The 25,590-nt window shown below is 73.2% G+C and carries 20 protein-coding genes; 16 read left to right on the forward strand and 4 right to left on the reverse strand.

Features of this window, described 5'->3' with window-relative positions; genetic code table 11:
* Positions 1 to 3: 3 nt before the first annotated feature.
* The 3 genes from ACFYMU_RS04560 to ACFYMU_RS04570 are packed head-to-tail and all read right to left on the reverse strand — an operon-like array spanning position 4 to position 3,470.
* Positions 4 to 1,896, reverse strand: a complete 1,893-nt coding sequence (locus ACFYMU_RS04560) for a hypothetical protein (RefSeq protein WP_388367663.1) — start codon at positions 1,894 to 1,896, stop codon at positions 4 to 6.
* Positions 1,893 to 2,810, reverse strand: a complete 918-nt coding sequence (locus tag ACFYMU_RS04565) for a hypothetical protein (protein WP_388367666.1) — start codon at positions 2,808 to 2,810, stop codon at positions 1,893 to 1,895. The genes ACFYMU_RS04560 and ACFYMU_RS04565 overlap by 4 nt, the downstream gene beginning before the upstream one ends.
* 54 nt (positions 2,811 to 2,864) lie before the next feature.
* The gene (locus tag ACFYMU_RS04570) at positions 2,865 to 3,470 is read right to left on the reverse strand and encodes a hypothetical protein (RefSeq protein ID WP_388367668.1); all 606 of its coding nucleotides are present in this window, start codon (positions 3,468 to 3,470) and stop codon (positions 2,865 to 2,867) included.
* Between the two features lie 496 nt (positions 3,471 to 3,966).
* Between ACFYMU_RS04570 and ACFYMU_RS04575 the strand changes: the two genes are divergently transcribed.
* Positions 3,967 to 5,298, forward strand: a complete 1,332-nt coding sequence (locus tag ACFYMU_RS04575; protein ID WP_388368002.1) for a glycoside hydrolase family 3 N-terminal domain-containing protein — start codon at positions 3,967 to 3,969, stop codon at positions 5,296 to 5,298.
* A gap of 79 nt (positions 5,299 to 5,377) precedes the next feature.
* Here the strand turns inward: ACFYMU_RS04575 and ACFYMU_RS04580 are convergent, their stop codons facing one another.
* Positions 5,378 to 6,028 carry a class I SAM-dependent methyltransferase gene (locus ACFYMU_RS04580; protein ID WP_388367670.1) on the reverse strand — a complete coding sequence of 217 codons (651 nt, stop codon included), beginning with the start codon at positions 6,026 to 6,028 and terminating at the stop codon, positions 5,378 to 5,380.
* 319 nt (positions 6,029 to 6,347) lie between these two features.
* Here ACFYMU_RS04580 and ACFYMU_RS04585 point away from each other — a divergent pair, with 319 nt between their 5' ends.
* The 15 genes from ACFYMU_RS04585 to ACFYMU_RS04655 all read left to right on the forward strand — a co-directional run bounded on the left by ACFYMU_RS04585 (position 6,348) and on the right by ACFYMU_RS04655 (position 25,589).
* On the forward strand, positions 6,348 to 7,481 hold the full coding sequence (locus ACFYMU_RS04585) for a gala protein (RefSeq protein ID WP_388367672.1): 1,134 nt from the start codon (positions 6,348 to 6,350) through the stop codon (positions 7,479 to 7,481).
* Positions 7,478 to 9,166 (forward strand): ankyrin repeat domain-containing protein, encoded by a 1,689-nt coding sequence (locus ACFYMU_RS04590; RefSeq protein WP_388367675.1) that lies wholly within the window; start codon positions 7,478 to 7,480, stop codon positions 9,164 to 9,166. Before ACFYMU_RS04585 ends, ACFYMU_RS04590 begins: the two co-directional genes overlap by 4 nt.
* The gene (locus ACFYMU_RS04595; protein ID WP_388367678.1) at positions 9,163 to 10,392 is read left to right on the forward strand and encodes an AAA family ATPase; all 1,230 of its coding nucleotides are present in this window, start codon (positions 9,163 to 9,165) and stop codon (positions 10,390 to 10,392) included. Before ACFYMU_RS04590 ends, ACFYMU_RS04595 begins: the two co-directional genes overlap by 4 nt.
* Positions 10,393 to 10,401: 9 nt before the next feature.
* Positions 10,402 to 11,622 (forward strand): VWA-like domain-containing protein, encoded by a 1,221-nt coding sequence (locus ACFYMU_RS04600; protein ID WP_388367681.1) that lies wholly within the window; start codon positions 10,402 to 10,404, stop codon positions 11,620 to 11,622.
* A 336-nt stretch (positions 11,623 to 11,958) separates the two neighbouring features.
* Positions 11,959 to 13,116 (forward strand): serine/threonine-protein kinase, encoded by a 1,158-nt coding sequence (locus ACFYMU_RS04605; RefSeq protein ID WP_388367684.1) that lies wholly within the window; start codon positions 11,959 to 11,961, stop codon positions 13,114 to 13,116.
* Between the two features lie 368 nt (positions 13,117 to 13,484).
* Positions 13,485 to 13,718 carry a hypothetical protein gene (locus ACFYMU_RS04610; protein ID WP_388367687.1) on the forward strand — a complete coding sequence of 78 codons (234 nt, stop codon included), beginning with the start codon at positions 13,485 to 13,487 and terminating at the stop codon, positions 13,716 to 13,718.
* Positions 13,719 to 14,148: 430 nt separating this feature from the next.
* The gene (locus ACFYMU_RS04615) at positions 14,149 to 15,735 is read left to right on the forward strand and encodes a GMC family oxidoreductase (RefSeq protein ID WP_388367700.1); all 1,587 of its coding nucleotides are present in this window, start codon (positions 14,149 to 14,151) and stop codon (positions 15,733 to 15,735) included.
* Between the two features lie 39 nt (positions 15,736 to 15,774).
* The gene (locus ACFYMU_RS04620; protein ID WP_388367703.1) at positions 15,775 to 16,818 is read left to right on the forward strand and encodes a LacI family DNA-binding transcriptional regulator; all 1,044 of its coding nucleotides are present in this window, start codon (positions 15,775 to 15,777) and stop codon (positions 16,816 to 16,818) included.
* Positions 16,815 to 17,873: a Gfo/Idh/MocA family protein gene (locus tag ACFYMU_RS04625; protein WP_388367706.1), complete on the forward strand. Its 1,059-nt coding sequence runs from the start codon at positions 16,815 to 16,817 to the stop codon at positions 17,871 to 17,873. The genes ACFYMU_RS04620 and ACFYMU_RS04625 overlap by 4 nt, the downstream gene beginning before the upstream one ends.
* Positions 17,870 to 19,465 (forward strand): acyl CoA:acetate/3-ketoacid CoA transferase, encoded by a 1,596-nt coding sequence (locus tag ACFYMU_RS04630; RefSeq protein WP_388367709.1) that lies wholly within the window; start codon positions 17,870 to 17,872, stop codon positions 19,463 to 19,465. Before ACFYMU_RS04625 ends, ACFYMU_RS04630 begins: the two co-directional genes overlap by 4 nt.
* Positions 19,458 to 20,255, forward strand: coding sequence for an enoyl-CoA hydratase/isomerase family protein (locus ACFYMU_RS04635; RefSeq protein ID WP_388367712.1), 798 nt, complete (start codon positions 19,458 to 19,460; stop codon positions 20,253 to 20,255). The genes ACFYMU_RS04630 and ACFYMU_RS04635 overlap by 8 nt, the downstream gene beginning before the upstream one ends.
* 19 nt (positions 20,256 to 20,274) lie before the next feature.
* Positions 20,275 to 21,780: an aldehyde dehydrogenase family protein gene (locus ACFYMU_RS04640; protein WP_388367715.1), complete on the forward strand. Its 1,506-nt coding sequence runs from the start codon at positions 20,275 to 20,277 to the stop codon at positions 21,778 to 21,780.
* Positions 21,777 to 22,946, forward strand: a complete 1,170-nt coding sequence (locus ACFYMU_RS04645) for a glycoside hydrolase family 88 protein (RefSeq protein ID WP_388367718.1) — start codon at positions 21,777 to 21,779, stop codon at positions 22,944 to 22,946. The genes ACFYMU_RS04640 and ACFYMU_RS04645 overlap by 4 nt, the downstream gene beginning before the upstream one ends.
* 221 nt (positions 22,947 to 23,167) lie before the next feature.
* Entirely contained in the window at positions 23,168 to 24,430 is a 1,263-nt protein-coding gene (locus ACFYMU_RS04650; RefSeq protein WP_388367721.1) for an ABC transporter substrate-binding protein, read from the forward strand.
* Between the two features lie 100 nt (positions 24,431 to 24,530).
* Positions 24,531 to 25,589 (forward strand): carbohydrate ABC transporter permease, encoded by a 1,059-nt coding sequence (locus ACFYMU_RS04655; RefSeq protein ID WP_388367723.1) that lies wholly within the window; start codon positions 24,531 to 24,533, stop codon positions 25,587 to 25,589.
* Position 25,590 lies beyond the last annotated feature (1 nt).

The raw sequence follows: 25,590 nt of genomic DNA on the forward strand, positions 1-25,590 counted from the left end.
GGCTCACCCCTCCTCGAGTTGCAGGTCCAGCCGGATCGCGGCGGTGACGGTGGAGTCGAACTCCCGGCAGGCGACGACGGCATGCGTGACACCGGTGGTGGCGCGGACCAGTTCGAGTCGCGCGGGGTGACCCGCACGCGTGCGCAGACGGGCCGCCAGCCAGGTCGTGGTGGCGCTGACATCCGTCGTCCGGGTCTGCTCGCCGTACAGCAGACGTGTGTCGCCCCTCACCGCGGTGGTGTGCAGGACCGGAAGGGCGGGGTCGCCGGCGCTGAGGGTCCCGTCGGCGTGCAGGGTCCAGCGGGCATGGCGGAGGCGGTCCGCCGTGTCCTGGACCTGGGCGTCGGCCCCTGAGAGACGTTCCGCGGTGAGGACCCGAACGGTGCGGAACGCTCGCACGCGGCCGCCGGAGGGCGCAGCCGTGCTCGTGGAGCCCCCCGTCGGCAGGGCGTCGAAGCCCGGCAGTTCTGCGGGGCGGGCCGGAGCAGCGGGCCGCGACCGGGTGGGGCAGGGGGTGGGCGGGGCACCGGCTGCGGTGGTGCTGCCACCGGGGGTCGGGGATTCGGCCCGGGAGGGGTCGCCGGCCGTACCGGCCGCCGGAAGGAACCCCAGGGCCAGGGCAAGGGCCGGCAGGAGGAGCAGGGCGGAGGTCACGTAGGCGGTGGGCGAGAAGGTGCCGGCCGTGTCGTGGCGGCCCCGCAGCCGCTGCCAGACGTCGGCAGCCAGGGGCCAGACGGCGAGAGCGGCCAGTATGGCCCACCACTGTGGCCCCGAGGTGAGTTGCCCGCGGGCGAGGGACAAGGCGGTCCGGGTGGCGTCGACGGGGCCGGAGGCACCGAGCAGGTGGTAGCCCAGGAGCGCTCCCAGCAGGTCCAGCGCGTTCTCGGCGCACACCGCGAGGGGCCACAGGAGCAGGAGCAGCGCCTGTGCCACCCGCTGCTCGGTCCGGGCGGCGAACCACAGGCGCATCCGGACGGGCGGGTGGTACAGCCGGGCAAGGCCGCCGGGGGCGTGTTCCTGCAGGGCGTTCAGGGCCCGCAGCTGTGTTCGCCACCCGGCCGTCTGCGCCGCGTACCGGTCCGCGGCCAGTTCCGCCGACCACAGGGCGCCGACCATGATCAGCAGGATCTTGGGCACGCTCAGGAGCACCAGGACGATCTGGGCGTGCATGAAGGGGGCGGGGACCCCTGAGACGAACAGCAGCACCGCGGGCAGCAGACCGAACACGGCGACCAGGTACGGCCAGGCTCTGACGAGGGCCGTGAACGGGCTGCCGAGCCCGGCGACATGCTGCTCGCCGTACCGGAGGTGGCCGAGTTCGTGCAGCAGGATCGCCTCGGCCGCATCCCGGTCCTCGTCCCACAGACGGAGCAGCGGGCTGAAGACGCCGATCCGCGGGCTGCGCCGAAGGCCCGGATAGACACGGGCGACCAGGTCCCTGCGGATGCTGATGCGCAGTTCGGTCCGCGGCGCCCGCTCTGCCAGGAACCGCCGCATCCCGTCGCAGCCGTCCGACGCGCCGTCCTCGTCGTGGTCCGCGCCGTCGGGCGTCGTGGGTGAGGTCGTGTCGGGGTGGTCCGGGGCCAGCAGCCCGTACCGCCTCTCGACGTACCGTCCGCGCCGCCGGGGCGCGACCAGGGAGAGCGCCCCCGCCAGCAGGAAGAGCAGGGGCAGCACCTGCACGAGGGTCAGCGCCAGGGTCGTCGGCATGTCCAGGGTGCGGCCGTCCCAGGTCCGGCCCTCGGCCACCGTCCAGGTCAGCCAGTAGGCCAGCGCCGGGGTCTGCGTCACGAGAAGCCCCAAGGTCAGCCACAGCCAGGGCGGCGGCCCCCACAGCCGCCGCGGGGGCCGGGCGCCGGGCGCAGAGCCCACCGTGGGGGCGCCGGCCGTTCTCATGCACCGTCCGTCTCGTCCCGCGCCGCGGCAGAGGATCCCGGCGAGCCGCCGGTGCCGGAACCGGCTCCGGTACCGGAGCCGATGCCAGAGCCGGAGCCAGAGCCGGAGCCGATGCCGGAGCCGGAGCCGATGCCGGAGCCAGAGCCGATGCCGGAGCCAGAGCCGATGCCGGAGCCAGAGCCGATGCCGGAGCCGGGCGCCGGGCGCCGGCGCAGCAAGCCTGCCGTCGCGTCGGCCAGACGCCGCAGCGGCGTCCGCCGACGTCGGGATGCCCTGCCGGCCGGCGGGGGCGGCTCGCCCGCCACCAAGGCGTCGAGGAAGGCCGCGGCATCACTGTGATCCTGGGCGGTGAGCAGCCGGGCGGTCAGCCGGGCGGCGAGTTCCTCGGCCGTGGCCGTGTCGACGCCCCGGGAGCGCAACCGTTCACACATCTGCAGCGCGGCCCGTACGGCCTCGGCGGTGAGCTGCGGAGGTGTCGCGCTCGCGGCAGCGCCGCTTCGGGTCCCCTCTCCGTCGGCCCGGTCGGCGGCCGGGCGGCCGCCGTCGCCTTCACTCCGGTCCGGCAGCGGCGCCCGGCCACCGGCTGGGGGCTGCGGCCGGTCCCGGCCGGAGCGCTGCGCCCGCAGGCCGGTCAGCAGCGCGGCCACGGAAACGGCGTTGGCGAACTGCTGGCTGCCCAGGGCCGCCTTCAGCGCGTCGGCGGCGTACGCCAGTGCGTCCAGCAGTTCGGGAAGCATGGTGCCGATCGCTCCACCGGACCCGCCGGGCGCGAGTCCTCCGGTCCGGAACAGGTCCCGGCGCGCCTTTCCTCCGGCGGCGTAGGCACGGGTGATCCGGGCGGCGAGGGCCGTCTCGTGGGGTGCCGCCCACTGCGCGATCCGCACGCCCCACCGGGCGAGCTCCTCATCGGCCATGGCGCACCTCCCCCTCGGGCCCGCTCGCGTGCCGTGCGAGGCTCGTCCCACGGGTCACGACGGCGACCCCTTGAAGTCGAGGCGGAACTCCACCTGGCCGTCACCGCTACCGCCTTGTGCCGTCAGGGAGGCGCCGCCGCCGTCGACCTCGCCCTTGAGCGTCGTGCCCGCCGCCAGGGCGTGCGGGTAGCCGCCCGGCAGCGTGCCGAGGTCGGTGCGGCAAGGGACGATCAGGCTCGGCCAGTTGAGCAGGTTGAGGGCGACCCCCTGCTCGGTGTGGGGGTCGGTGAGCCGTCCGCTCAGTGCGCCGTCGTCCCATTCGAGGTGCCAGTAGGTGAGCAGCAGGTTGGGGTCGCGCGGGTTCCCCGCGAGGTCCTGGCTCGAACCGGTGCTGACGGCGGACGACCAGAAGGACACCGCACCCACCTCGGCGGGCTGCCCCGCCGCGAACAGCAGGGAGAACGGATTGTCCTCGGTCTCGCCCCCACCCTCGCGGGGTCGGCTCAGGTCCAGCGTGGCGCTCATGGAGTACGACTTGGACTCCGCGAGCCGCCGGGACCCACCGGTGCCGCAGTAGTCGTAGACGTCGGCGGATATCTCCGCCGTCCCGCTGTACTCCTTCCCCCACAGCGCCGAAGCGCCGGCCGTCTCACTCGCCACCGCGTCCCCGGTGGACGAGGGCGAAGGCGGGCCGCTGGTCCCGGCCGCGCCGGGCCCCGGGGGCACGGAGGGGGACGCGACGGCGGAGGGCGACCGCGGAGCGCTGCTGGACACGGCCGCGGACACGGAGGGAGCGGCCGACGCACCGGATCCGGACGCCCCTCCACTTGAACAGCCGGTCACCGGCACACCGAGCAGCACGGCGCCGACAACGGTCCCCAGAACCCCTCGCACAGCCCGGACAGGCGTGTCCGCCCCCATCAGGAATGGCATGGTTTCCCCCCACACCGGGAATTCTGTGGTGAAGCCCCGGGACAGAGGATGTTACGGTCCGCGATCGCACCACTACGCATGATCACGGCTTCGTTACCGTTCTGTGCCCCGGGTCGCCCTCGCATGCGAGCCGCTGTCACGGCTGGTCCGGCCCGCGCCGGGCGGCCATCCCCAGTCGCCCGGGGCGGCCCGGCGCGTGCGCGAACGGACCTCCGCCCGGGTCGTGGCGGCACCGGGCGGCCGGCCGCACTCCGGGCCCGGGCGGCGGACCAGGAGAGAGATCGGCGTGGGCACCTTCGGGGCGGACCCGGACCTCGCCGCCGAGCTGGTCGCCGCGTGTGTCCGGGGCACGCAGGGCGCACGGCTGGGGCCGCGCAGCGTGGCGTGCATGACCAAGCACTTCCCCGGCGCCGGCCCCCAACTGCGCGGCGAGGACGCGCACTTCCCGTACGGCAGGGAACAGGTCTACCCGGGCGGCAACGCCGCCCGGCACCTGGTGCCCTTCGAGGCCGCCTTCGCGGCCGGCACCGCGGCGGTGATGCCGTACTACGCGATCCCGCTCGGACTCGGCGTCGAGGAGGTGGGCTTCGGGTTCAACCGCGAGGTGATCACCGGCTGGCTGCGGGAACGGTACGGCTACGAGGGCGTGGTCTGCTCCGACTGGGGTCTCGTGACCGACGTACGGGTGGGCGGAACCCGCTGGCCGGCCCGCTGCTGGGGTGTGGAGGAGCTGGGCCGCGTCGACCGCGTGCACCGGATCCTGGAGGCGGGGGTCGACCAGCTGGGCGGGGAGTTCTGCCCGGAACTCGTGGTGGAACTCGTCGAATCCGGCCGGGTGGCGCAGGAGCGCGTCGACGCCTCCGCCCGTCGCATCCTGCGCCAGAAGTTCCTGCTCGGCCTGTTCGACGACCCCTACGTCGATCCGGACGAGGCCGAACGAACCGTCGGGCGCGCGGACTTCGCCGCAGCGGGCGTCCGGGCGCAGCAGCGTGCGACGGTCCTCCTCGACAACGGCGACCCCGCGCACCCGGTGCTCCCGCTGGCCCGAGGGACGCGGCTGCACCTGACCGGGATCGCCCCGGCCGCCGCCGCGCCCTACGGCACGGTGGTGGCCGGCCGTGCGGAGGCCGATGTCGCCGTGGTCAGGCTGCCGGCGCCGTTCGAGGAACGGCACAGCGGGATCGACTACGAAGGCGCCTTCCACCAGGGGCGGCTCGACCTTCCCGCCGAACAGGGCGCACGGCTGGTGGGCGAGTTGCGCGAGGTCCCGTCCGTGGTGGTCGTCCACCTCGACCGGCCCGCCGTCATCCCCGAGATCGCGGCGGTCGCGGCGGCGACCGTCGCCGAGTTCGGGATCACCGACGAGGCGTTGCTGGGCCTGCTCTTCGGCGAGGCGGCACCCGGTGGCCGCCTGCCGGTGGAGATGCCCTCCTCGATGCGTTCGGTGGAGGCGTCTTGCGAGGACGTGCCGAACGACACCGGCGACCCGCTCTTCCCGGCCGGCCACGGCCTGCCCTTTCCCGCCCGTGGAGCGGACCCGCACCGATCGGGCTGAACCGCGCACGGCGACCGAGCCGCCCGCGCGCCGCACCCCTGACGGCGGCGCGCGGGCTCCGACGGCCCGCCGGCAGCCCCTACCCGGCTTTGCGGGCGAGCAGATGGATCTCCCGGAACTGCCGCCGGTCGGTGGGCCGGGGCTCGCGAACCATCCGGGCCACCTCGGCCAACCCGGACGTGCGCAGCATCACGGCGAGGTGATCGGGCCACCACCGATAGGCCGGCGCGACCGCGTGATCGAAGACCTGCGTCGGGTGGGACGGATCGTCGCTGGCCGAAAAGCCGATCAGAAGGTGGCCGCCAGGGGCCAGCACGCGATGGAACTCCCCCAGGACGACCGGGAGTTCCTGCGGCGGAGTGTGGATGACGGACCACCGTGAGAGCACGCCGCCCAGCACTCCGTCAGCGATGCCCAGCGCGGCCATCGAGCCCACGTCGAACCGCAGACCCGGATAAGCCCCTCGAGCCAGCCCGATCATCGCCGGGGAGGCGTCGACGCCGAACGCCGCCAGCCCCGACTCCGCGAGATGGGCCGTGACATGGCCAGGGCCGCATCCCAGGTCCGCGACCCGACCGTTGCCGCTCTCGCCGACCGCCTCGGCGAAGACGCTCAGCATCGCCCGGTCCAGTGGCCTGTCCCGCAGTTCGCCGCGGAACATCTGCGCGTACAGGGGGGCGGCGGCGTCGTAGGCCTCGCGGGTGGCACCGAAGGCATCGTGTTCGACCATGGTCGCGACCGTAGTTCGTGGCGCTGCGACGAGCCGGGAGAATCACCGTCTTGCGCGATGCCCGGGACTTCCCCGGCGCGGACAGGGCCGAACGAACGTGCGTGCGACGGTTTTTCGCTATGATCACGCCTGGCAAGGCCGTAGCGCAGAGGTCGTCGCGCCCACGCGTCAAGCTGGAGGACGTCGGTTCGAATCCGACCGGCCTTGCCACCCTTGGCCATGGAGGAACGTCGATCGGTGCCGGTTCGTCCCGCCGCGGGCGGAGGACGACCCCGTCCCCGCCGGTGGGCGGGGGCCGGCCGGGGACCGTGGAGTGGTGATGACACAGCAGACGCCCGTACGCTGCCCCGCGATCGAGCACCCGGACATCCCCCTCGCGGATCCGGTGCTCCTCGACCCGATGCTGGACCGGCTCGCCTCGCCGGATCCGGTCCGGTCCGACCTCTCCTTTCCCGTCGGCACCCTGCGCGCGGACGGGCGGGTCGACCTGTGCAAGCAGGGCCTCGGACCGGGCGGGGCGGCCCGGCTGATGCCGGTGGCCGCGGCCTCGCCGCACGCCGTTCACATCCTGCTCGGCACCGACTCCATCGGGGACGAAGGAGCCCGCACGGTGGCCGACGCCCTCACCGAAGGACACGGCCTGCGCACGCTCTACCTGGGCTGCAACCGCATCAGCGCCGAGGGCGCGGGGGTGCTCGCCGAACGGCTGGCGGGGGACGACACCGTCCGCGCCCTGTGGCTCAAGCGCAACCCGGTCCGCGACGACGGCGTCCGCGCGCTCGCCGCCATGCTGCGCCGCAACACCACCCTGCGCACCCTCGACCTGGTCAACACGGGGATCACCGCGGACGGCCTGAGCGCGCTGCTCGCCACCCTCACCGAGCGGGCCCGGCCCGTGGAACGCCTCTTCCTCGGCGGCAACGGGCTGACCGCCCAAAGCGCGCCGCTGCTCGCCGCCCTCATCCGGGACGCCGGCGTCCGCGAGCTGTACCTGCCGGCCAACCACCTCGGCGACGAGGGCGCCGCCGTGCTGGCGTCGGCGCTCGACCCGGCGCGGCCGGTGCGCCTGGGGCTCGGCGGCAACGGGATCGGACCCGCCGGTACGCGGGCCCTGGCCGACGCCCTCGGCGGGATCGAGACGCTCGACCTGGGCCGGGCGCCGTCCGAGCGGAGCCTCGGCGCCCCCGCGAACACCACGGGCGACACGGGAGCCGGTGCGCTGGCCTCGGCACTCGCGGGCAGCCCGCTGCGCCGGCTCGAACTGCGCCACACCGGCCTGACCGGACGCGGGGCGAAGACCCTCCTCGCAGCCGTGGGCGACGACTCGCCCCTGGAATACGTCGGTCTGGGCCCCGGTCTGCCCCGGAAGGTGAAGCGGTCCTTCAACCGGCTGATGCGGCCCACGTCCCGGCCCCACCCCGATCTCCACGCGATAGGGAGTGCCTACCGTTGAGCCGCTTCTCCCCCGACGAGGCGGCGGCCTGGCAGCGGATACGCCGCTACGCGGTGCCCCGGTGGATGATCGAGCGCGCGGGCGCACGCCGGCTGGCCGGTGACTGGGCCGGCGCCTGCGCCGCGGCCGCCGTGGACGTGACCTTCGAACTGCCCCGGATCGCCGGGCAGTACGGCACGGACGTCGCCGCCGCCGTGACGGACGACCTCCGCCACTTCGCACCGGACCTGCTGCGATGGCACCTTCCGCGGCTGCTGGGCGGGCGGACGACGCTCGCGCCCGATGTCACCGTGCTGCTCTCGGCCCACGGTCCGCAGGGCCATGGCGCGGCGCCGTACCTCTACGTCCTGACACCCGTGATGACGGAAGGACCCCAGCGGCTCAGCCTGCGGTTCGGGGACCCCGCGGCGGAAGGGGGCACGCCCACCGAGGACTGGACGGCCGCACGGCACCTGTGGGACGCGCGCCGCACCGCCGAACTGCTGGAACACTGCGGGGGCAACGCCGTCAGGCCGCCCTTCCTCAACACCGACGGCACCCCGCGCCCGCAGTCCGAGCTGCCCCGCGCGGACCCTGGCGACGACCCGGCCGAGCGCGCCGAGTGGGCCGCCCTGCTGCACGAGCGGGGCGAGGTCGAAGCGGCCTTCGCCGCCGCGGGCATCGAGGTGGACCTGACGCCGCCGCCCTCCCGCTGGCGCGAGATCGACCCGAGGACCGTTCTCGCCTCGCGCGCACTCGCCCTGACCCGGCTGGAGCCGGGCGTCCGGCGGCTCGCGGAGGCGGGAGGGGGCAACCGCTTCCGGATACCCGACGGGTGGCGGACCTCCGTCCTGCTGGAACTGACGGACCCGACCGGCCCCGGCGGGCTGCGGGCCGGTGCCGTCGGGGAGGACGACAGCCCGCTCATGCCGCAGGCGCTGTGGCACGAACTGCCGGACCTGGAGCTGCTGCGCTCCCGCCGGCTCTCGCCGGCGCACCTCCACCCGCTGGTCGGTGCCGCGCTGTTTCCGTCGCTTCCGGTGCCCGACGGCCCTCCGGGACCGGAGGCACCCGTACCGGTGCGGGTCAGATGCCGCGGCTCCTGGCACCACGTCGTCTCCCGCGGCGGCCGCCTCGACGTACCGCACACCGAGGAGGAGCAGCAGCGGGAGCGGGCCATGCGCGCCTTCGGCGGCGCCGTGGCAGGCTGCTTCGCCGTCCAGCAGGCATGGACGTCGGGCACCGAACGGCTGCCCAGGGCCCTGCGCGACCAGCGGCGGGAGCTGTTCCTGCGCGCCCAGCACGGGGACACCCCCGGAGTGCTGGAACTCCTGGACGCCGGGGTCGATCCCCGGATCCGGGACGGGGCCATGCGCAGCCTGCTGCACGTGCTCCCCCTGGTCGACCACGAACTGCTGCTCGACCGGCTGCTGGCGGCGGGTCTCGACCTGGAGGGCAGGGACTACCGCGAGTGCACACCGCTGTGCACGGCGGTCGGCAAGCGCGGTTCCGTGGCCCTGGTGGAGGCGTTGCTCGCGGCCGGGGCCCGGATCGACGTGACCGACAACGCGGGGTTGTCGCTGGACCAGATCATCCGCAAGTACAAGCGTCACGACCTGGAGTTCCTGCGGGAACGCGTGGCGAAGGAGCATCCCGGCATCGGCGCCGACTGGTGGGAGGAGGAGTGGGAGGATTGGCAGGAGTGAGCGCACCGCACAGGAGCGGGGGTGACCACGCCGCGGCCGGTCACGACCTGCCCACCCCGCTCGCCGCGGCCGACGACCTGCGCCGCAGGCTGCGCAGCTCGCGCACGGAACCGTCCGCCAGCCCCCAACTGGAGGCGCTGGCGCTCGCGGTGACCGCCAACCAGCCGGTGCTGCTGTGGGGCGAGCCGGGCATCGGCAAGTCGGCGGGCATGGAGCAGCTCGCCGCCGGCCTCGGGATCCGGCTGGAGACCGTCGTCGCCAGCGTCCACGAACCCTCCGACTTCGCCGGCCTGCCCATCGTCGGGGACGATCCGGCGACGACCGGCGTTCCCATGGCGCCGCCCGACTGGGCGGTCCGCCTGGCCCGGACCGGGCACGGTCTGCTCTTCTTCGACGAACTGTCCTCGGCGCCGCCCGCCGTCCAGGCGGCGCTCCTGCGTGTGGTGCTGGAGCGCAGGGTGGGCAGCCTGGTCCTGCCGGAAGCGGTGCGGATCGTGGCCGCCGCCAACCCGCCGTCGAGCGCCGCCGACGGATGGCACCTCAGTCCGCCACTGGCCAACCGGTTCGTCCACCTCCACTGGACCCACGATCCACGCACCGTGGCGCGCGGCATGGCCGGCACCTGGCCGGCGATGACCGTCCCGGTCGTCGACCCCGCCAAGGCCCCCGGCGCCGTCGCGCGGGCGCGTGGCGCCGTCTCCGGCTTCCTGACCGCGCGGCCCGGCCTGGTCCACCACATGCCGGCCGACGCGGAGAACCGCGGCCGGGCGTGGCCCTCCCCGCGTACCTGGGAGATGGCGCTGACGCTGCTCGCGGCCGGGTACGCGACCGGCGCCGGCCGGGAATCCGTGGCCGCGGCGCTCACCGGGGCCGTCGGGGACGGCGCCGGCATCGAGCTGTTGTCGTACCTGGAGCATCTGGACCTGCCGGATCCGGACCGGGTGCTCGCCGATCCGGACGCCTTCGCCCTGCCCGACCGCGGCGACCGGCAGCTCGCGTTCCTGATCGCCGTGGTCGCGGCGATCCAGGACGACCTGACCCGGGAGCGCTGGGAGGCCGGCTGGGCCGTCCTGGGCAAGGCGGTGGATGCGGGCGTGCCCGATGTCGCCGCCCGGGCCGCGGTCGATCTGGCGGCGATGCGCGACACCGACTGGCCGGTGCCGCAGGGCATCGACGGCTTCCTGGACCTGCTCCAGTTGTCCGGTGCCCTGCCCCAAGGCGGCTGAGGCGACCGGATGGCGGAGGGCGGCCCCGGCCTGGACATGACGAAGCTGCTCGCCGCGCGGTACCGGGCGGCAAGTCAACGCCCCTACCTCGCCTCGGCGTTGTACGCGCTGACCGTGGTGCCGTCGAGCGGTGTCCCGACGATGGGAGTGGACCGGCACTGGCGCTGCTATGTGTCACCCGGCTTCGTGGAGCGGACACCCGTGGCCGAACTCGCGGCCGTGTGGGTGCACGAGGTGGCGCACCTGCTGCGCGACCACCACGGCCGGGCCGAACGGCTTCCCGCCGCCGACCAGCGCGACTGGCATCGCGTCAACGTGGCGCAGGACTGCGAGATCAACGACGATCTCCTCGCCGACGGCCTGCCCCTTCCGGCCGGGCGGATGGAACCCGGCCGGTTCGGCCTGCCCGAGGGCCTGCTGTTCGAGGCGTACCTCGCCCGCCTGCCGCCCGAGGTGCGCTCGCCCGACTGCGGGTCGGGGGCCCACTGCCACCCCTCTCCGTGGGAGGCGAGGGGACCCGGCGGCCCCACCCGGCTGGGACCGGTGGAGGCGGAGGCCCTGCGGCGGCACACCGCCGAGGCCATGCGCGCCCACCAGCGCACCCGCGGGACCCTTCCGGCCGGGTGGCGGCGCTGGGCGGAGGAGATCCTGGAGCCCACCGTGGACTGGCGGCAGGTGCTGTCGGGTGCCGTCCGTGAGGCGGCCGCATGGGCCGGCGGGGCCGTCGACTACACCTACCGCCGCCCGTCCCGGCGCACCCCGGCGCTGCGTGGGGCCGTGCTGCCGAGCCTGCGCCGCCCGCTGCCGCGGGTGGCGATCGTCGTCGACACCTCCGGCTCGATGGGCGAGGGGGAACTCGCCGCGGCCCTGGGGGAGATCACCGGGGTGCTGCGCGAGGTGGGGGTGCGGGGCAACCGGGTCGCCGTGCTCGCCTGCGACGCCGACGTCCACGCCGTCTCCCGGGTGATGGCCGCCGAGCAGGTCGCGCTGGACGGCGGCGGGGGCACCGACATGCGCGTGGGCATCGAGGCGGCCCTCGCGATGCCGGACCGTCCCCGCATCGTCATCGTCCTCACGGACGGCTTCACACCCTGGCCCGCGGAGACTCTCTCCTGCCGTCTCATCGCCGCCCTGATCGGCGAGGAGGCACCGGCGCCGCCCTCATGGGTGGAGACGGTGCGCGTGGGTACGGGTGGCGCTCCCGCCGACGGTGCCACCGCGGGCCACTGACGCCCGGATCACCCCGGTGGCCCGCGGCCCGGTGGCCGGCCACGGTCCGCGGCGTTCCGTCACCGGCCTTCCGCCGCCTCCCCCACCGGCCTCCCCGCCGTCCCGGCCCTCCTCCGGGCAAACGGCCCCACACCGTACGCCGCGCAGTGGGCCTTCTCATGGTCCGGGTGGGAGTAGCCCGCTCCACTCGCACCGCCTTCACCTTCACTGACGCGGTGGGCCCGGGTAGATGTTTCCTGTGCGCGGCCGTCCCCACGGAGAGGAACTCCCGAAGGCTGGTGCGGACGGGACACGGCAGATACGAGAAGATGTGAAAGGCGAACGGGGGAAGATCAGTTGGAGCGGATCGGATCCTACGCCGTGGTGCGGGAACTCGGTGCGGGCGGGATGGGTACGGTGTATCTGGCCCGGTCGCGCGGCGGGCGTCTGCTGGCGGTGAAAGTGGCAAGGCCGGAGCTGGCCGCGGACACGGCCTTCCGGGCCCGGTTCCGTGTCGAGGTGGACGCGGCACGCAGGGTCGGCGGCTTCCACACGGCGCAGGTGGTGGACGCCGATCCGGACGGAGAGCCGCCCTGGCTGGCCACGGCGTATGTGCCGGGCCCGACGCTCGCCCACTTGATCACCGCCGAAGCGCCCATGGCCGAGGGTGAGTTGAGACAGCTCGGCGCGGCGCTGGCGGAGGCGCTGCAGGCGGTACACGGGTGCGGGCTCGTACACCGCGATCTGAAGCCGGGCAACATCATCATGGCGCCGGACGGTCCCCGGGTCGTGGACTTCGGCATCGCCCGGAGCGTCGAGTCCACCCGGCTGACGGTGACGGGCCATGCCTTCGGCACCCCTGGCTATCTCGCGCCTGAGCAGGCGGAGGGCCGTGAAGTGACGGGCGCCGCCGACGTGTTCGCCCTCGGCGCCGTCCTCGTGGCGGCTGCGGGCGGCAGCGCCTTCGGCGAGGGCACGCCGATGATGCTGATGTACCGCTCAGTGCACGCGGAAGCGGACCTCTCATCGGTTCCGGAGGGCATACGCGGGATCGTCGGGGCCTGCCTAGAGAAGGACCCGGCACGGCGGCCCACCACGGAGCAACTGCTCGACGCGTTCACCGGGGTCATGGACGCCTCGCACCCGCCCACGCTCGTGGTGCCACCGCCCACCCTCGCGGCACCGCCCGCCGAGGACGGCCCTGGGGAGGGCCGGGAACCCACCTCCGAGGACGCCGACCGCTTCCACGCCGCGGACGACGAACGTGCCGTGATCATCGATGCCCACGGGGTCGAGATCAAACTGCTCGGACCCGGGGACATCAGCCTCGACTTCCGCTGGAACAAGATCGCGAGCATCGACCACGCCCTCAAGGACGCCAGTCGGCAGTGCACGCTGTTCTTCGAGTTCACCGACGACGTGCCGTACGACTGCACGCTGACCGCGCCCGACGACGTGACGTACGACAGATGGGCCCAGCACCTGCCATACGTTCTGGATCACTACTGCGACTGACGCGCACGACCCGTGGTCATCGGCACCCGCGCGAGTTGTTGGCCGCCCGCGGCACGTTCACCGCCGCCGAGCCCATGCCGCACCTGACCGAACGCGGCATCACCCTGCCCTCCTCCCCGTCCCACCGCTTGGTCTCCGGAACCCGCTTGGTCTCCGGAACCCCGGAACGGCTCTCCCTGCCGGTGCCGGCCCCCCCTCTGCGGCATCCACGACTGCACGCCCACGGCTCTGATCACCACCTCGGCCCGGAACCTCCCGGCCCGCCGAGCCGTCGGCGAAGAAGCTGCGATCAACCTGGCCGCCCGCCGACCCACACGGGTCAGGCTGGCGCCCGGGGGGTGAGCGGTGACGCCAGAGGAGTACGAGCGGTGGATGATCCGGGATCGCGCCCGTTGCGGCCGTCGGGCTTCGACGTCGGCGGAGTGGTCGAGCGGCCCGAACTGCCGGACCTGCTACGAGCGCGCGATGCGGGTCCGTGGCGGCTGCCCCTGCTACAGCACCGGCCGTCTGCTGCCCGGATGGGGCGGCGGCGGCACGCCGGCCAGGGCGCCCGCCCGCCGATCCCCGTGGTCCCCAAGGGCCGGGCCGCCGACGGCGGCTGACGGGATGTGCGCCACTCGGAGTTGGATCGTTCTAAAGATCGCCTGCCCGGACCACCACCCACGAGCGGCGTCGAGGCGTTCGGGGCTCCTGCGGCAGGCCGTCGCCTCCCGGGCCACCCGCCACCGCAGGACTCCTCGGGACAGCGGCCCGGGCACGGCGGCGGCGTCTGGCCGACCACGCTCCGGTTCACTACATCCTCCCAGGTCAGCTGCTTGTTCTCGGCGCCTGCGAGGGTCCGGAGAGCACACCCGGGCACCCGCGCCCCGGAGGCCTTCCCACCCTTGCACCCGGGCCGTCCGACGGCGCGCGGCGCCCCATTCGCCAACTTTTTCATGCAGCACCCCTTGACGGTCGGGAACCGCGGCATTTAGATCGCTCCAACGCAAATTTAGATCGGTCTAATGAACCGGTCGCGAAGGAGTGAACGTCATGGTCGACCGCTTCACCTACGTGGTCGTGGGCGCCGGCGCCGCCGGATGCGTGGTGGCGAACCGGCTCAGCGCCGACCCGGATCACCGGGTCCTGCTCCTGGAGGCGGGACCGGCGGACCGGTCGCCGTTGATCCACATGCCGGTCGGCTTCACCAAGCTCACCAGCCCGAAGGTCAACTGGCGCTTCGAGACGGTCCCCCAGCGTCATCTCGACGACCGCCCGATGTACTACCCGCAGGGGCGGACGCTGGGCGGCAGCACCTCGATCAACGCCATGATCTACATCCGGGGCCACCGCCTGGACTACGACGAGTGGCGGGACCTCGGCAACAAGGGCTGGGGTTACCAGGACGTCCTGCCGTACTTCAAGAAGTCCGAGGCCAACGAGCGCTTCGCGGACGAGTTCCACGGCACCACCGGGCCGATGAGCGTCGTGGAACAGCTCATGCACAACCCCCTGACCAAGGCGTTCGTGCGGGCCGGCCAGGAGATCGGCCTTCCCTACAACCACGACTTCAACGGCGCCGAGCAGGACGGCGTCGGCTACTACGACGTCACCCAGCGCAACGCCCGGCGGGAGAGCACCGCCACCGCCTTCCTGCGGCCCGCGCGGCGGCGCCCCAACCTCACCGTCGTCACGGAGGCCACGGCCACCCGGGTGCTGGTGGAGCACGGCCGGGCCGTGGGCGTGACCTACCTGCGTGGCGGGAAGGAGCACACCGCACGCGCCGAGGGCGAGGTGATCCTCAGCGGCGGCGCGGTGAACTCGCCCCGGCTGCTCCTGCTGTCCGGCATCGGGCCGGGCGAGGAACTGAACCGGCTGGGCATCCCCGTCGTCCACGAACTGGCGGGCGTGGGCAAGAACTTCCAGGACCACATGGACGTCTACCTCACGGCGGAGACGGCCCCGGTCAGCTACAACCAGGAGGACCGCCCCGACCGCGCGCTGCGCCACGGGCTGCAGTACCTGCTGTTCCGCACCGGGCCGGTCACCGCCTGCGTGGCCGAGGCGGGCGCGTTCCTGCGCAGCGGCGAGGACGTGCGCTCGCCCGACATCCAGATCCACTGCCTGCCGGCGTACGTCGTGGACCACGGCCGGCAGCGCATCAAGGGCCACGGGGTCACCATCAACACCTGCAACCTGCGCCCGCGCAGCGTCGGCGAGGTGACGCTGCGTTCGGCCGATCCCCTCGTCCCGCCCGCCATCGACCCCAACTTCCTCGCCGACCCCCACGACTGGGAGGTCTCGATGACCGCCTTCGAGAAGGGCCGCGAACTGCTGGCCACCTCCGCCTTCGCGCCGCTGATCAAGCGTGAGCACCTGCCCGGGTCCGGGGTGCGCACCAAGAACGAGATCCGCGCCTACATCAAGCAGTGGGCCAAGACGGACTACCACCCCGTCGGCAGCTGCAAGATGGGGGGCGACGACATGGCCGTGGTGGACACGGACCTGCGCGTGCGCGGGCTGGCGGGGCTGCGGGTGGTGGACGCGTCCATCATGCCGACGTTGATCAGCGGCAATACGCAGGCACCGTCCATCATGATCGGCGAGAAGGGTGCCGCGCACATCCTGGGCGAGGCATGAAGCCGATGGACGGTCGAGTCGACGAAAGGCGGCGGGGGAATGGGCAGGAATAGGGTCACCCTGGCGGACGTGGCGGCGGACGCCAAGGTCTCGCGGGCGACCGTGTCACTCGTACTGAGGGAGAGTCCGCTGGTCGCGGACTCGACCCGGGCGCGGGTACGGGCCTCGATGGACCGGCTCGGATACGTCTACCACCGTGGCGCCGCGAGCCTGCGCAGCCGCCGCTCGCACACCGTGGGCCTGCTCGTCACCGACGTCTCCAACCCGTTCTTCGCCGAGCTGACCGTCGGCGTCGAGGCGGCCCTCGCGGAAGCGGGCATCGTCGTCCTGCTCGGCCACAACTACGAGTCGACCGCCAAGCAGGCCGATCTGATGCGGGTGATGCAGGAGTACGGCGCGGACGGCCTGCTGATCACCCCGGCGCACGACACCACCGCCGAGGACCTGCGTCCCCTGGTGACCGCCCGGGTGCCGCATCTGCTGGTCGTCCGCTACGTCGACGGCCACCCCGCCCCGTACGTGGGCGCCGACAACGTGGTGGGCGCCCGCGCCGCCACCGAGCACCTGCTGGCGCACGGTGCCCGCAAGGTGGCCTTCCTCGGCGGGCCCGAGCACTCCTCGGCACGGTACGACCGGCAGCGCGGCGTGGAGGAGGCACTGGCCGCCCGGCGGCGCACCCTCCCGGCGAGCAGGTCGGTGCCCAGCGCCGCCACCCGGCAGGGCGGGTACGACGCCGCCCTCACCGTGCTGCGTCGCAAGGATCGCCCGGACGCCATCGTCTGCTACAGCGACGTCGTCGCCTTCGGTGTCCTCCTCGCCTGCGAGGAACTCGGCATCCGCGTCGGCGAGGAGGTGCGCGTGACCGGCTTCGACGACATCACGGAGTCCGCCCTGCAGCATCCCGCACTGACCACCGTGGCCATCAGGCCGCGTGAACTCGGCGAACGCGCCGCCCAGTTGCTCATCAGGCGGATAGAGCGCCCGGACGGCCCCCCGGAGAGCGACGTGAGTGTGCCCCAGCTCGTGGTGCGCGCCTCCTGCGGCTGCCGCCCCGAGGAACACAGCGAGAAGGAGACCCCATGAACAGGCCCCTGCGGTGGGTCCTGGTCGGAGCGAGCGACATCGCGGCCACGCGGGTGATCCCCGCGATGCGGGCGCTCGGCCAGGAACCGGTGGCCGTCTTCAGCGGCAGTCCGGAGCGCGGCCGGCGGTTCGCCGGGCGTCATCAGGTGCCGGTCGCGGCGCGGACGCTCGACGAGGCCCTGTCGGTACCGGCGGACGCCGTGTACATCAGCACCACCAACGAGTTGCACCACGAGCAGGCCGTCGCCGCCGCGGCGGCGGGCCGGCACGTGCTGTGCGAGAAGCCGCTGGCGATGACCCTGGACGACGCCGCGGACATCGTCCGCGCCGCCCGTACCGCCGGTGTGGTGCTCGGCACCCACCACCATCTGCGCGCCTCACCCGTTATTAGATCGATCCAAAAGATGGTGGCGGGCGGGCACGTCGGCCGGCCGCTGGCGGTACGGGTCCACCACGCCGTCGAACTGCCGCAGCGGTTGCGCGGCTGGCGGCTGAAGAACCCGGTGGCCGGCGGCGGAGTGGTCTTCGACATCACCGTCCACGACGCCGACGCACTGCGTTTCGTCCTCGGCCGTGAGGTGCTCGACGTGACCGCGACCGCCGTGAACCAGGGGCTGGCCGTGCCCGGCGTGGAGGATGCCGTCATGGCGGTGCTGCGCCTCGAGGACGACGTACTCGCCTGCGCCCACGACGCGTTCACCGTCCCGCACGCCGGCACCGCGCTGGAGGTGCACGGCACCGACGCCTCGCTGTTCGCCACGGACGCCATGACCCAGGACCCCGACGGCGAGGTCGTGCTCCGCCGCGGTGGCAGCACCGTGCCCGTCGACGTCGGCCCCCGCGACGACCTCTACGTCACCGGGCTGCGGGCCTTCGCCGACGCCGTCCACGGCGAGGGCACGCCGCTGGCGACGGGCGCCGACGGTTTCGCGTCCCTCGCCGTCGCCCTCGCCGTCCGTGACGCGCTGCGCACCGGCACCCGTACCCCCGTGACCCCCGTGACCCCCGTGACCCCCGTGACCCCCGTCAGCAGCCTGGAGGGCGAGACGCCGTGACCCGCACACCCGTGATCAGCGCGGCGGAGGCCGCCGCCCTCGTGCCGGACGGCGCGGTGGTGTCGGTCAGCTCCTCCAGCGGGCTCGGCTGCCCCGACGCCGTACTGCGCGCCATCGGCGAGCGATTCGGCGCGACCGGCGCGCCCCGGGGGCTGACCACCCTGCATCCCATCGCCGCCGGCGACATGTACGGCATCAGGGGCATCGACCACCTCGCCCAACCGGGCCTGCTGCGCCGGGTGTTCGCCGGCTCCTACCCGAGCGGGCCGTCCTCCCTGGAGCCGCCGCTGATCCGCAAGCTGATCGAGGCCGGAGAGGTGCAGGCGTACAACCTGCCCTCGGGCGTGCTGTTCCAGATGCACCGCAGCGCGGCGACCGGCCAGCCGGGCGTCCTGACCACCGTCGGCCTGGACACCTTCGTCGACCCGCGCCGCGAGGGCGGCCGGATGAACGCGGCCACACCGCAGTTCGTCCGCGTGGAGCGGTTCGACGGACGCGAGTGGCTGTTCTATCCGGCCATCGGCGTGGACGTGGCCGTCATCCGCGCCACCACCGCCGACGAGAACGGCAACCTCACCATGGAGGACGAGGGTTCGCCGCTGGGCGCCCTCGACCAGGCGCTGGCCGCCCGGGCGCACGGCGGCCTGGTGATCGCGCAGGTCAAGCGAATAGCGGAGGCGGGATCGCTGCCCGCGCAGCAGGTGCGGGTGCCCGGCATCCTCGTCGACCGCGTCGTCGTCGACGCCGGGCAGATGCAGACCACGCAGACCCCGTTCGACCCGGCCCTGGCCGGTGCGCTGCGCCGCCCGCTGACGGAGGTGGAGCCCGCCGGGTTCGGGCTGGAGAAGGTGATCGCGCGGCGCGCCGCCGTGGAGCTGCACCGCGGCGCCGTGGTCAACCTCGGCTTCGGCATATCGGCCCTCGTCCCGAGGGTGCTGCTGGAGGAGGGCCGCCACAGCGATGTCACCTGGGTCATCGAGCAGGGCGCGGTCGGCGGGTTCCCGCTCACCGGCTTCGCCTTCGGGTGCGCACTGAATCCCGAGGCGATCCTCCCGTCCGCGGACCAGTTCACCTTCCTGCAGAGCGGGGCGTTCCACACCTCGATGCTGTCGTTCCTGGAGATCGACGCCGAGGGCAACGTCAACGTCTCCGCGCTGCCTGGTCGCTCCCACATCACCGCCGGCGTCGGCGGTTTCGCGGACATCACCGCCAACGCCCGGCACCTGGTCTTCAGCGGCTGCTTCACCGCGGGCCGCAGCGACATCGCGATCGAGGACGGGGCGCTGCGCATCCACCGGGACGGCACGACACCGAAGTTCGTCGAGGCCGTCCGGCAGGTCACCTTCAGCGGCCGCCGGGCGCGGGCCGAGGGCCGGCGCGTCACCGTCGTGACCGAGCGGTGCGTGATGAGGCTGCTGCCCGAGGGGCTGACGGTCACCGAGGTCGCCCCCGGCGTCGACGTCCGGCGGGACGTGGTCGAACGCGCGGGCTTCCCGCTCCGTGTCAGTCCTCGGCTCGCCCTCATGGACGCCCGGCTGTTCCGTCCCGAGCCGATCGCGCTCGACCTCGCCCCAGGAGACCGCCATGAGTGACACTCCTCCCCCGCCGCCCGAGGGCACCGTCCGACTGGAACGCCACGGCGACACGGCCGTGATCAGCCTGGCGCGGCCCGAGAAGCTCAACGCGCTGACCCCGGCCATGCTCGGCGACCTGGCCGGGTGCGCGGACGCCGTCCACGCCGACGACACGGTCCGCGCCGTCCTGGTCACCGCGGAAGGGGACCGCGCCTTCTGCGCCGGGGCCGACCTCGGCGCCTTCGCCGACCATGACGCGCTCGCGGTGTGGCGGCACTGGGTGCACACCGGCCACGAGGCGTTCCGCCGGCTGGCGGCCCTGCGGCAGCCGACCATCGCGGTGCTCCAGGCCGGTGCCTTCGGCGGCGGTCTGGAACTGGCCCTGGCCTGCGATCTGCGGGTTGCCGCGGACACCGCGCGCCTGGGCCTGCCGGAGGTCGGCATCGGCACCCTGCCCGGCTGGGGCGGCACGGCCCGCCTGACCGCGCTGATCGGCCCGGCCCGGGCCAAGCGGCTCATTCTGACGGGTGATCTCGTCGACGCGACGACGGCCCTCCAGTGGGGCCTGGTCGACGAGGTCGCGCCCGCCGGCGGGGTACGGGAGACCGCCGAACGCCTCGCCGCCGCCATCGCCCGCCGCGGGCCCGTCGCGGTGCAGCTGGCCAAGCAGGTGCTCAACCACGCCACCCCGTCCAGCGCCGAGGCCTTCGAGGCCCTCGCCGGGGCGCTGTCCGCCGCCACCGACGACCGCGCCGAGGGCCTGGCGGCCTTCCGCGACCGGCGCACTCCCCGATTCCACGGCCGATGAACCACTGGAGACACCTGCCATGACCACCACCGACACCACGGCGCCGCGCCGCTATCCCCTGCTCATCGGCGGCGAGCACGTCCACGCGCCCGGCGGGCGGCTGTTCACCCGCACCAGTCCGGCCCACGGCCATGTCGTCGGCGAGTACGTCGAGGCGAGCGCGGAAGAGGTCGACCTGGCCGTGGAGACCGCCCGCAAGGCGTTCGACGACGGCCGCTGGCGGGACCTGCCCGGCATGGAGCGCGCCCGCGTCCTGCGGCGCGTCGCCGCGCTCGTGGAGGAACACGCCGAGGAACTGGCCCGCGTGGAGGCGCTGGAGAGCGGCAAGCCCCTCGGCCAGGCGCGTGGGGAGGTCACCACCACCGCCGAGCTGTGGTACTACGCCGCAACCCTGGCCCAGCACGCCTACGGCGACTCCCACAACGCGCTCGGCGGTGACTACCTGGGCCTGGCCCTGCGCGAACCGGTCGGCGTCGTCGGCATCATCACCCCCTGGAACTTCCCCCTGCTGATCGTCAGCCAGAAGCTGCCCTTCGCGCTGGCCGTCGGCTGCACCGCGGTGGTCAAGCCGAGCCAGCTCACGCCGGGGACCACCCTCGTCCTCGGTGACCTGCTGACCGAGGCCGGTGTGCCGGCCGGTGTGGTCAACGTCGTCACCGGCAAGGGAGGCGTCGGGGCCCGGCTGAGCGAGCACCCGCTCGTGGACATGGTCTCCTTCACCGGTTCCACGGAGGTGGGAAAGAAGGTCATGACCGCCGCGGCCCGGACCCTCAAGCGGGTCGAGCTGGAACTGGGCGGCAAGAACCCGCAGGTCGTCTTCCCCGACGCCGACCTCGACGCCGCCGTCGACGCCGTGGTCTTCGGCGTGCTGTTCAACCAGGGCGAGTGCTGCAACTCCGGCAGCAGGCTGCTGGTGCACCGCGACATCGCCGACGAGTTCGTCCGGCGTGTGGTGGAGCACGCCCGGCGGGTGGTGGTGGGCGACCCCCTCGACGAGACCACCAAGGTCGGTGCGATCGCCAGCGACGAGCAACTCCGGGTCATCGAACGGCTCGTCGGCGAGGGCACCGAGGCCGGTGCCGAGCTGCTGCTCGGCGGGCACCGCCTCGACACCCCGGCCGGCCGGTTCTACGCCCCGACCGTCTTCGACCACGTCACCGCCGACATGTCGATCGCGACGACGGAGATCTTCGGACCGGTGCTGTCCGTACTGCGCTTCGGCTCCCTCGACGAAGCCGTCGCGATCACCAACTCCACCCCGTACGGACTGTCGTCGGCGGTGTGGACCCGGGACGTCGACACCGCCCTGGCGTACGCGCGCCGCAGCCGCGCCGGGACGGTCTGGGTCAACTGCTTCATGGACGGCTTCCCCGAGATCAGCTTCGGGGGCTACGGCGAGAGCGGCATCGGCCGCGAACTCGGACGGCACGCCATCGACGCCTTCACCGAGCTGAAGAGCGTGGTGGTGCACACCGGCCCACGGCGCCGCCCGTGGGTCCCCCTGGAAGGAACGGACAGACCATGACCGACACCGTCGCCGGCGCCGCGCGGGGGCTGAATCCGCCCGCCTCGCTGCGCGCCGCGGCCGAACGCGCTCTCGAGGTCGCCCAGGAGAAGGTGGACCGGCTGGTCACCTCGCACGGCGACTACTTCCCCCTGTACACCGAGAACGGCCGGTGGCACCACCAGAAGGAGTCGTGGACCAACTGGTGCGAGGGCTTCCTCGGGGGCCAGATGTGGATCTTCGCCGAGGTCACGGGCGACCCGTTGTGGCGGCGCCGGGCCGAGCACTACTCGCTGCTGGTGGAGGGCCGCAAGCACGACCGTGACGTGCACGACCTCGGGTTCGTGTTCTGGCCCACCTGGAAGCGGTGGTACGACCTGACCGGCGACGCGTCCAGGAACGACGTCGTGGTGACCGCAGGGCGCACCATGGGACTGCGTTACAACCAGGCGGGACGCTATCTGCGGTCCTTCCTCGCCCCCGACAGCCTGTTCATCGACATCATGATGAACGTCGGCATCGTCTTCCACGCCGCCCAGCAGAGCGGGGACGACGCCCTGCTGGACATCGCCCACCAGCACTGCCGCACCACCCGGCGCCATCTGGTGCGCGGCGACGGCAGCACCGCGCACGAGGGCGTGTTCGACCTGGCCACCGGCGAGTTCCTGCGCCAGAGCACCCAGCAGGGCTGGCGCGCCGACTCCTGCTGGGCACGCGGCCAGACCTGGGCGCTGTACGGGTTCGGCACCTGCCACGCCCTCACCGGCGAGCGCGACTACCTGGACACCGCGATCGCCTGCGCCGACTATCACATCTCCCACACGGGCGACCGGCTCGTCCCGCCGAACGACTGGGACGAACCCGACCCCCGTCTGCCGTACGAGTCCTCCGCGGCCGCGATCGCGGCCAGCGGACTGCTCCAGCTCGCCGAGCTGGTGGACGGCGAACGCGCGGCGCGCTACCGCGGCCATGCGTTCGCCGCGCTGGAACGGCTGTGCCAGGAGGACTTCCTGGCCTCGCACGATCCGGCCTGGGAGGGCGTGCTCAAGCGCGCCTCCTACCACGAGTCCAAGGGGCTCGGTGTCGACGAGAGCGTCATGTGGGGCGACTACTTCTTCGTCGAGGCGCTCCACAAGGTCCTCGGCGGCCCCCTGACCGCCGTGTCCGGCGTCCGCCCGGCCGCCTGACCGTCTCCCCGCACGGCCGCGGCCGACCGCGCCGGCCACCGCCGCCGCGGTCGGCACCCGCCCTCTCCGCTCCCCTCCTCTCCCTCCCCTCCCCTCCCTCCCCTTCCTCCCCGGGCAACCCCCCACGCCCAGCCGCCCGCTGCCGTGGCACGCCCGCGCGTCGCCGTCCGGTGAACCCCGCCCCACCCGCACCCACCCGTACGCACAAGGAGCTCGACGACATGAGAAGAACGCCCCTGTGGGCCGTGGCGCTGACCGCCGCGGCCGCCCTGACGGCCACCGCCTGCGGCGGTGGATCGGTCGCCGGCAGTGAGAAGACCGACCAGGTCGAGGTCTTCTCCTGGTGGACCTCCGGATCGGAGGCCGCCGCCCTCGACGCCCTGATCGGCAACTTCAAGAAGGCCAACCCCGGCGCGTCCGTCCGCAACGGAGCGGTCTCCGGCGGCGGCGGCTCCAACGCCCAGCAGGTCCTGCAGACCCGGCTGGTCGGCGGCAACGCGCCGGACACCTGGCAGACCCACCCCGGCAAGGCGATGAGCGAGCTCCTCGACAACGGCCTGGCCCTCGACCTCACCGACGTGTACACCGCGAACAAGTGGACGTCCGTCATGCCGAAGCCGCTCATCGACGCGATGAGCAGGGACGGCAAGGTCTACGGCGTCCTCACCGGCGTCCACCGCGGCAACGTGCTGTGGTTCAACAAGAAGGTCCTCGCCGACGCCGGGATCAGTGTCGGCGACCACCTCACCCAGCAGGAGTTCGACCGCGCCCTGGACAAGCTCCGCGCCAAGGGCACCACGCCGCTGTGCCTGGGCGACAAGGACATCTTCGCCTCCGCGGAGGTGCTGGAGAACGTCCTCGTCGGCCGGCTCGGCGCCGACGGCTGGGACCGGCTGGTCAGCGGCCGCACCAAGTGGTCCGACCCGCAGGTCCGCGCCGCGGTGAAGGAGTACACCGGGCTGCTCGGCCGGGTCAACAACGACCACTCCGCCCTGACCTGGGACCAGGCCGTCAAGCGGATGGCCGACGGCGGCTGCGCCTTCAACACGATGGGCGACTGGGCCTACGGCGAACTGGTCAAAAACGGCCAGCACGACGGCAAGGACTTCGGGTACGTGCCCTTCCCCGGCTCGGAGCACGTCTTCGTCACCGTCGGCGACGTCTTCGTGGCCTCGGCCGCCGGCAAGAACCCCGGCCTGGTGAAGAAGTGGATCGCCTCGGTCGGCAGCAAGGAGAGCCAGCTGGCCTTCAACAAGGCCAAGGGCTCCACCCCCGTCCGCACCGATGTCGACGTGTCGTCACTGGGCGCCTACCAGCAGGCGGCCGCCCAGGACTTCCGCAAGGAGACGCTGGTCAGCACGCTGGTGCACGGTGAGGCCACGTCGCCGCGCTTCCAGCAGTCCTTCTTCGACGCCGTCAACCAGCTGAACGCGAGCCACGACGTCGACGCCTTCGTCAAGGCCCTCGACGGCGCCGAGAAGTGACGCACGGCTCCCGCAGCGGGGTGTCCTCGGCCCGCCCGGCCCAGGGCGGGCCGAGGACACCCGACCACCGAACCCACCCCCAGCGACAGAAGAGTCCACCATGACCCACACGAGCACGGTCCCGGCGCGGCAGCCCGTCCGCACCGGCCGCGTCACGAGCCACGGGCGCTGGGCCCGGCTGCGCCGCACCTGGCTCGGCCCGGCGCTCGTCGCCCCGAGCTTCATCCTGCTGGCCGTCTTCGTCTACGGCTTCATCGGCTTCACGGTCTTCATCTCCCTGACCCGGCGGTGGAACCCCTTCAACCGCGACACCGCCCTGCGCGACTCGGCGCTGGGCAACTACGCCGACCTGTTCGCCACCGCCCGCTTCCAGGCGGACCTGCGCAACACCGTCGTCTTCACCGTGCTGTTCCTCCTCGCCTCCGTCGTCCTGGGGCTGGTGCTGGCCGTCCTGGTGCACCACGTCGTGGTCGGGCGGGCCTTCTTCCGCAGTGTCTTCCTCTTCCCCTACGCCCTGTCGTTCATCGTCACCGGTGTCGTCTGGCGGTGGATCTTCACCCCGCAGACCGGGGCCAACCTGCTGCTCGACGCGACCGGTGTGTCGAGCGCCTACGCCTCCGTGACCGGCCAGCCGCTGCGGCCCGACTGGATCAGTGACCAGCGCGTCGTCGGGCAGCTCAACGGCGTGCTGGAGTCGGTCATCCCGGGCGGGACCTACCTGCACACCCAGGTGGGCATCCCGCTCGCCCTCGTCCCGGTCGTCATCGCCGCGGCCTGGCAGCTCGGCGGGTTCGCGATGGCCATGTACCTGGCCGGCCTCGCCGCCGTGCCCGACGAGGTCCGGGAGGCCGCCCTGATGGACGGCGCCGGGCCCCTGCAGACCTACCGCAAGGTGATCCTGCCGATGCTGCGGCCCGTCACCGTGACCACCCTGGTCATCCTCGGGCACGTCAGCCTGAAGATCTTCGACCTGGTGTACGCGATGGCGGGCAGCGGAGTCGGTTTCAGCACGGACGTCCCCGGCATCTTCGTCTACGAGCAGATGTTCCGCGCGCTGCGCTACAACACCGGTGCCGCGGCGAGCGTGGTGATGCTGCTGCTGGTGTGCGCGGTCGTCGTGCCCTACCTCGCGCGCACCTACACCCGAGAGGAATCCTGAC

This window comes from Streptomyces sp. NPDC007264 (assembly GCF_042869095.1).
Classification (GTDB): Bacteria; Actinomycetota; Actinomycetes; order Streptomycetales; family Streptomycetaceae; genus Streptomyces.

Bases quoted from the DNA above. Each gene is read 5' to 3' on its own strand.
- ACFYMU_RS04560 (WP_388367663.1), bottom strand. From the start codon at position 1,896: ATGAGAACGGCCGGCGCCCCCACGGTGGGCTCTGCGCCCGGCGCCCGG.
- ACFYMU_RS04565 (WP_388367666.1), bottom strand. From the start codon at position 2,810: ATGGCCGATGAGGAGCTCGCCCGGTGGGGCGTGCGGATCGCGCAGTGG.
- ACFYMU_RS04580 (WP_388367670.1), bottom strand. From the start codon at position 6,028: ATGGTCGAACACGATGCCTTCGGTGCCACCCGCGAGGCCTACGACGCC.
- ACFYMU_RS04585 (WP_388367672.1), top strand. From the start codon at position 6,348: ATGACACAGCAGACGCCCGTACGCTGCCCCGCGATCGAGCACCCGGAC.
- ACFYMU_RS04600 (WP_388367681.1), top strand. From the start codon at position 10,402: ATGGCGGAGGGCGGCCCCGGCCTGGACATGACGAAGCTGCTCGCCGCG.
- ACFYMU_RS04615 (WP_388367700.1), top strand. From the start codon at position 14,149: ATGGTCGACCGCTTCACCTACGTGGTCGTGGGCGCCGGCGCCGCCGGA.
- ACFYMU_RS04620 (WP_388367703.1), top strand. From the start codon at position 15,775: ATGGGCAGGAATAGGGTCACCCTGGCGGACGTGGCGGCGGACGCCAAG.
- ACFYMU_RS04625 (WP_388367706.1), top strand. From the start codon at position 16,815: ATGAACAGGCCCCTGCGGTGGGTCCTGGTCGGAGCGAGCGACATCGCG.
- ACFYMU_RS04635 (WP_388367712.1), top strand. From the start codon at position 19,458: ATGAGTGACACTCCTCCCCCGCCGCCCGAGGGCACCGTCCGACTGGAA.
- ACFYMU_RS04640 (WP_388367715.1), top strand. From the start codon at position 20,275: ATGACCACCACCGACACCACGGCGCCGCGCCGCTATCCCCTGCTCATC.
- ACFYMU_RS04645 (WP_388367718.1), top strand. From the start codon at position 21,777: ATGACCGACACCGTCGCCGGCGCCGCGCGGGGGCTGAATCCGCCCGCC.
- ACFYMU_RS04650 (WP_388367721.1), top strand. From the start codon at position 23,168: ATGAGAAGAACGCCCCTGTGGGCCGTGGCGCTGACCGCCGCGGCCGCC.
- ACFYMU_RS04655 (WP_388367723.1), top strand. From the start codon at position 24,531: ATGACCCACACGAGCACGGTCCCGGCGCGGCAGCCCGTCCGCACCGGC.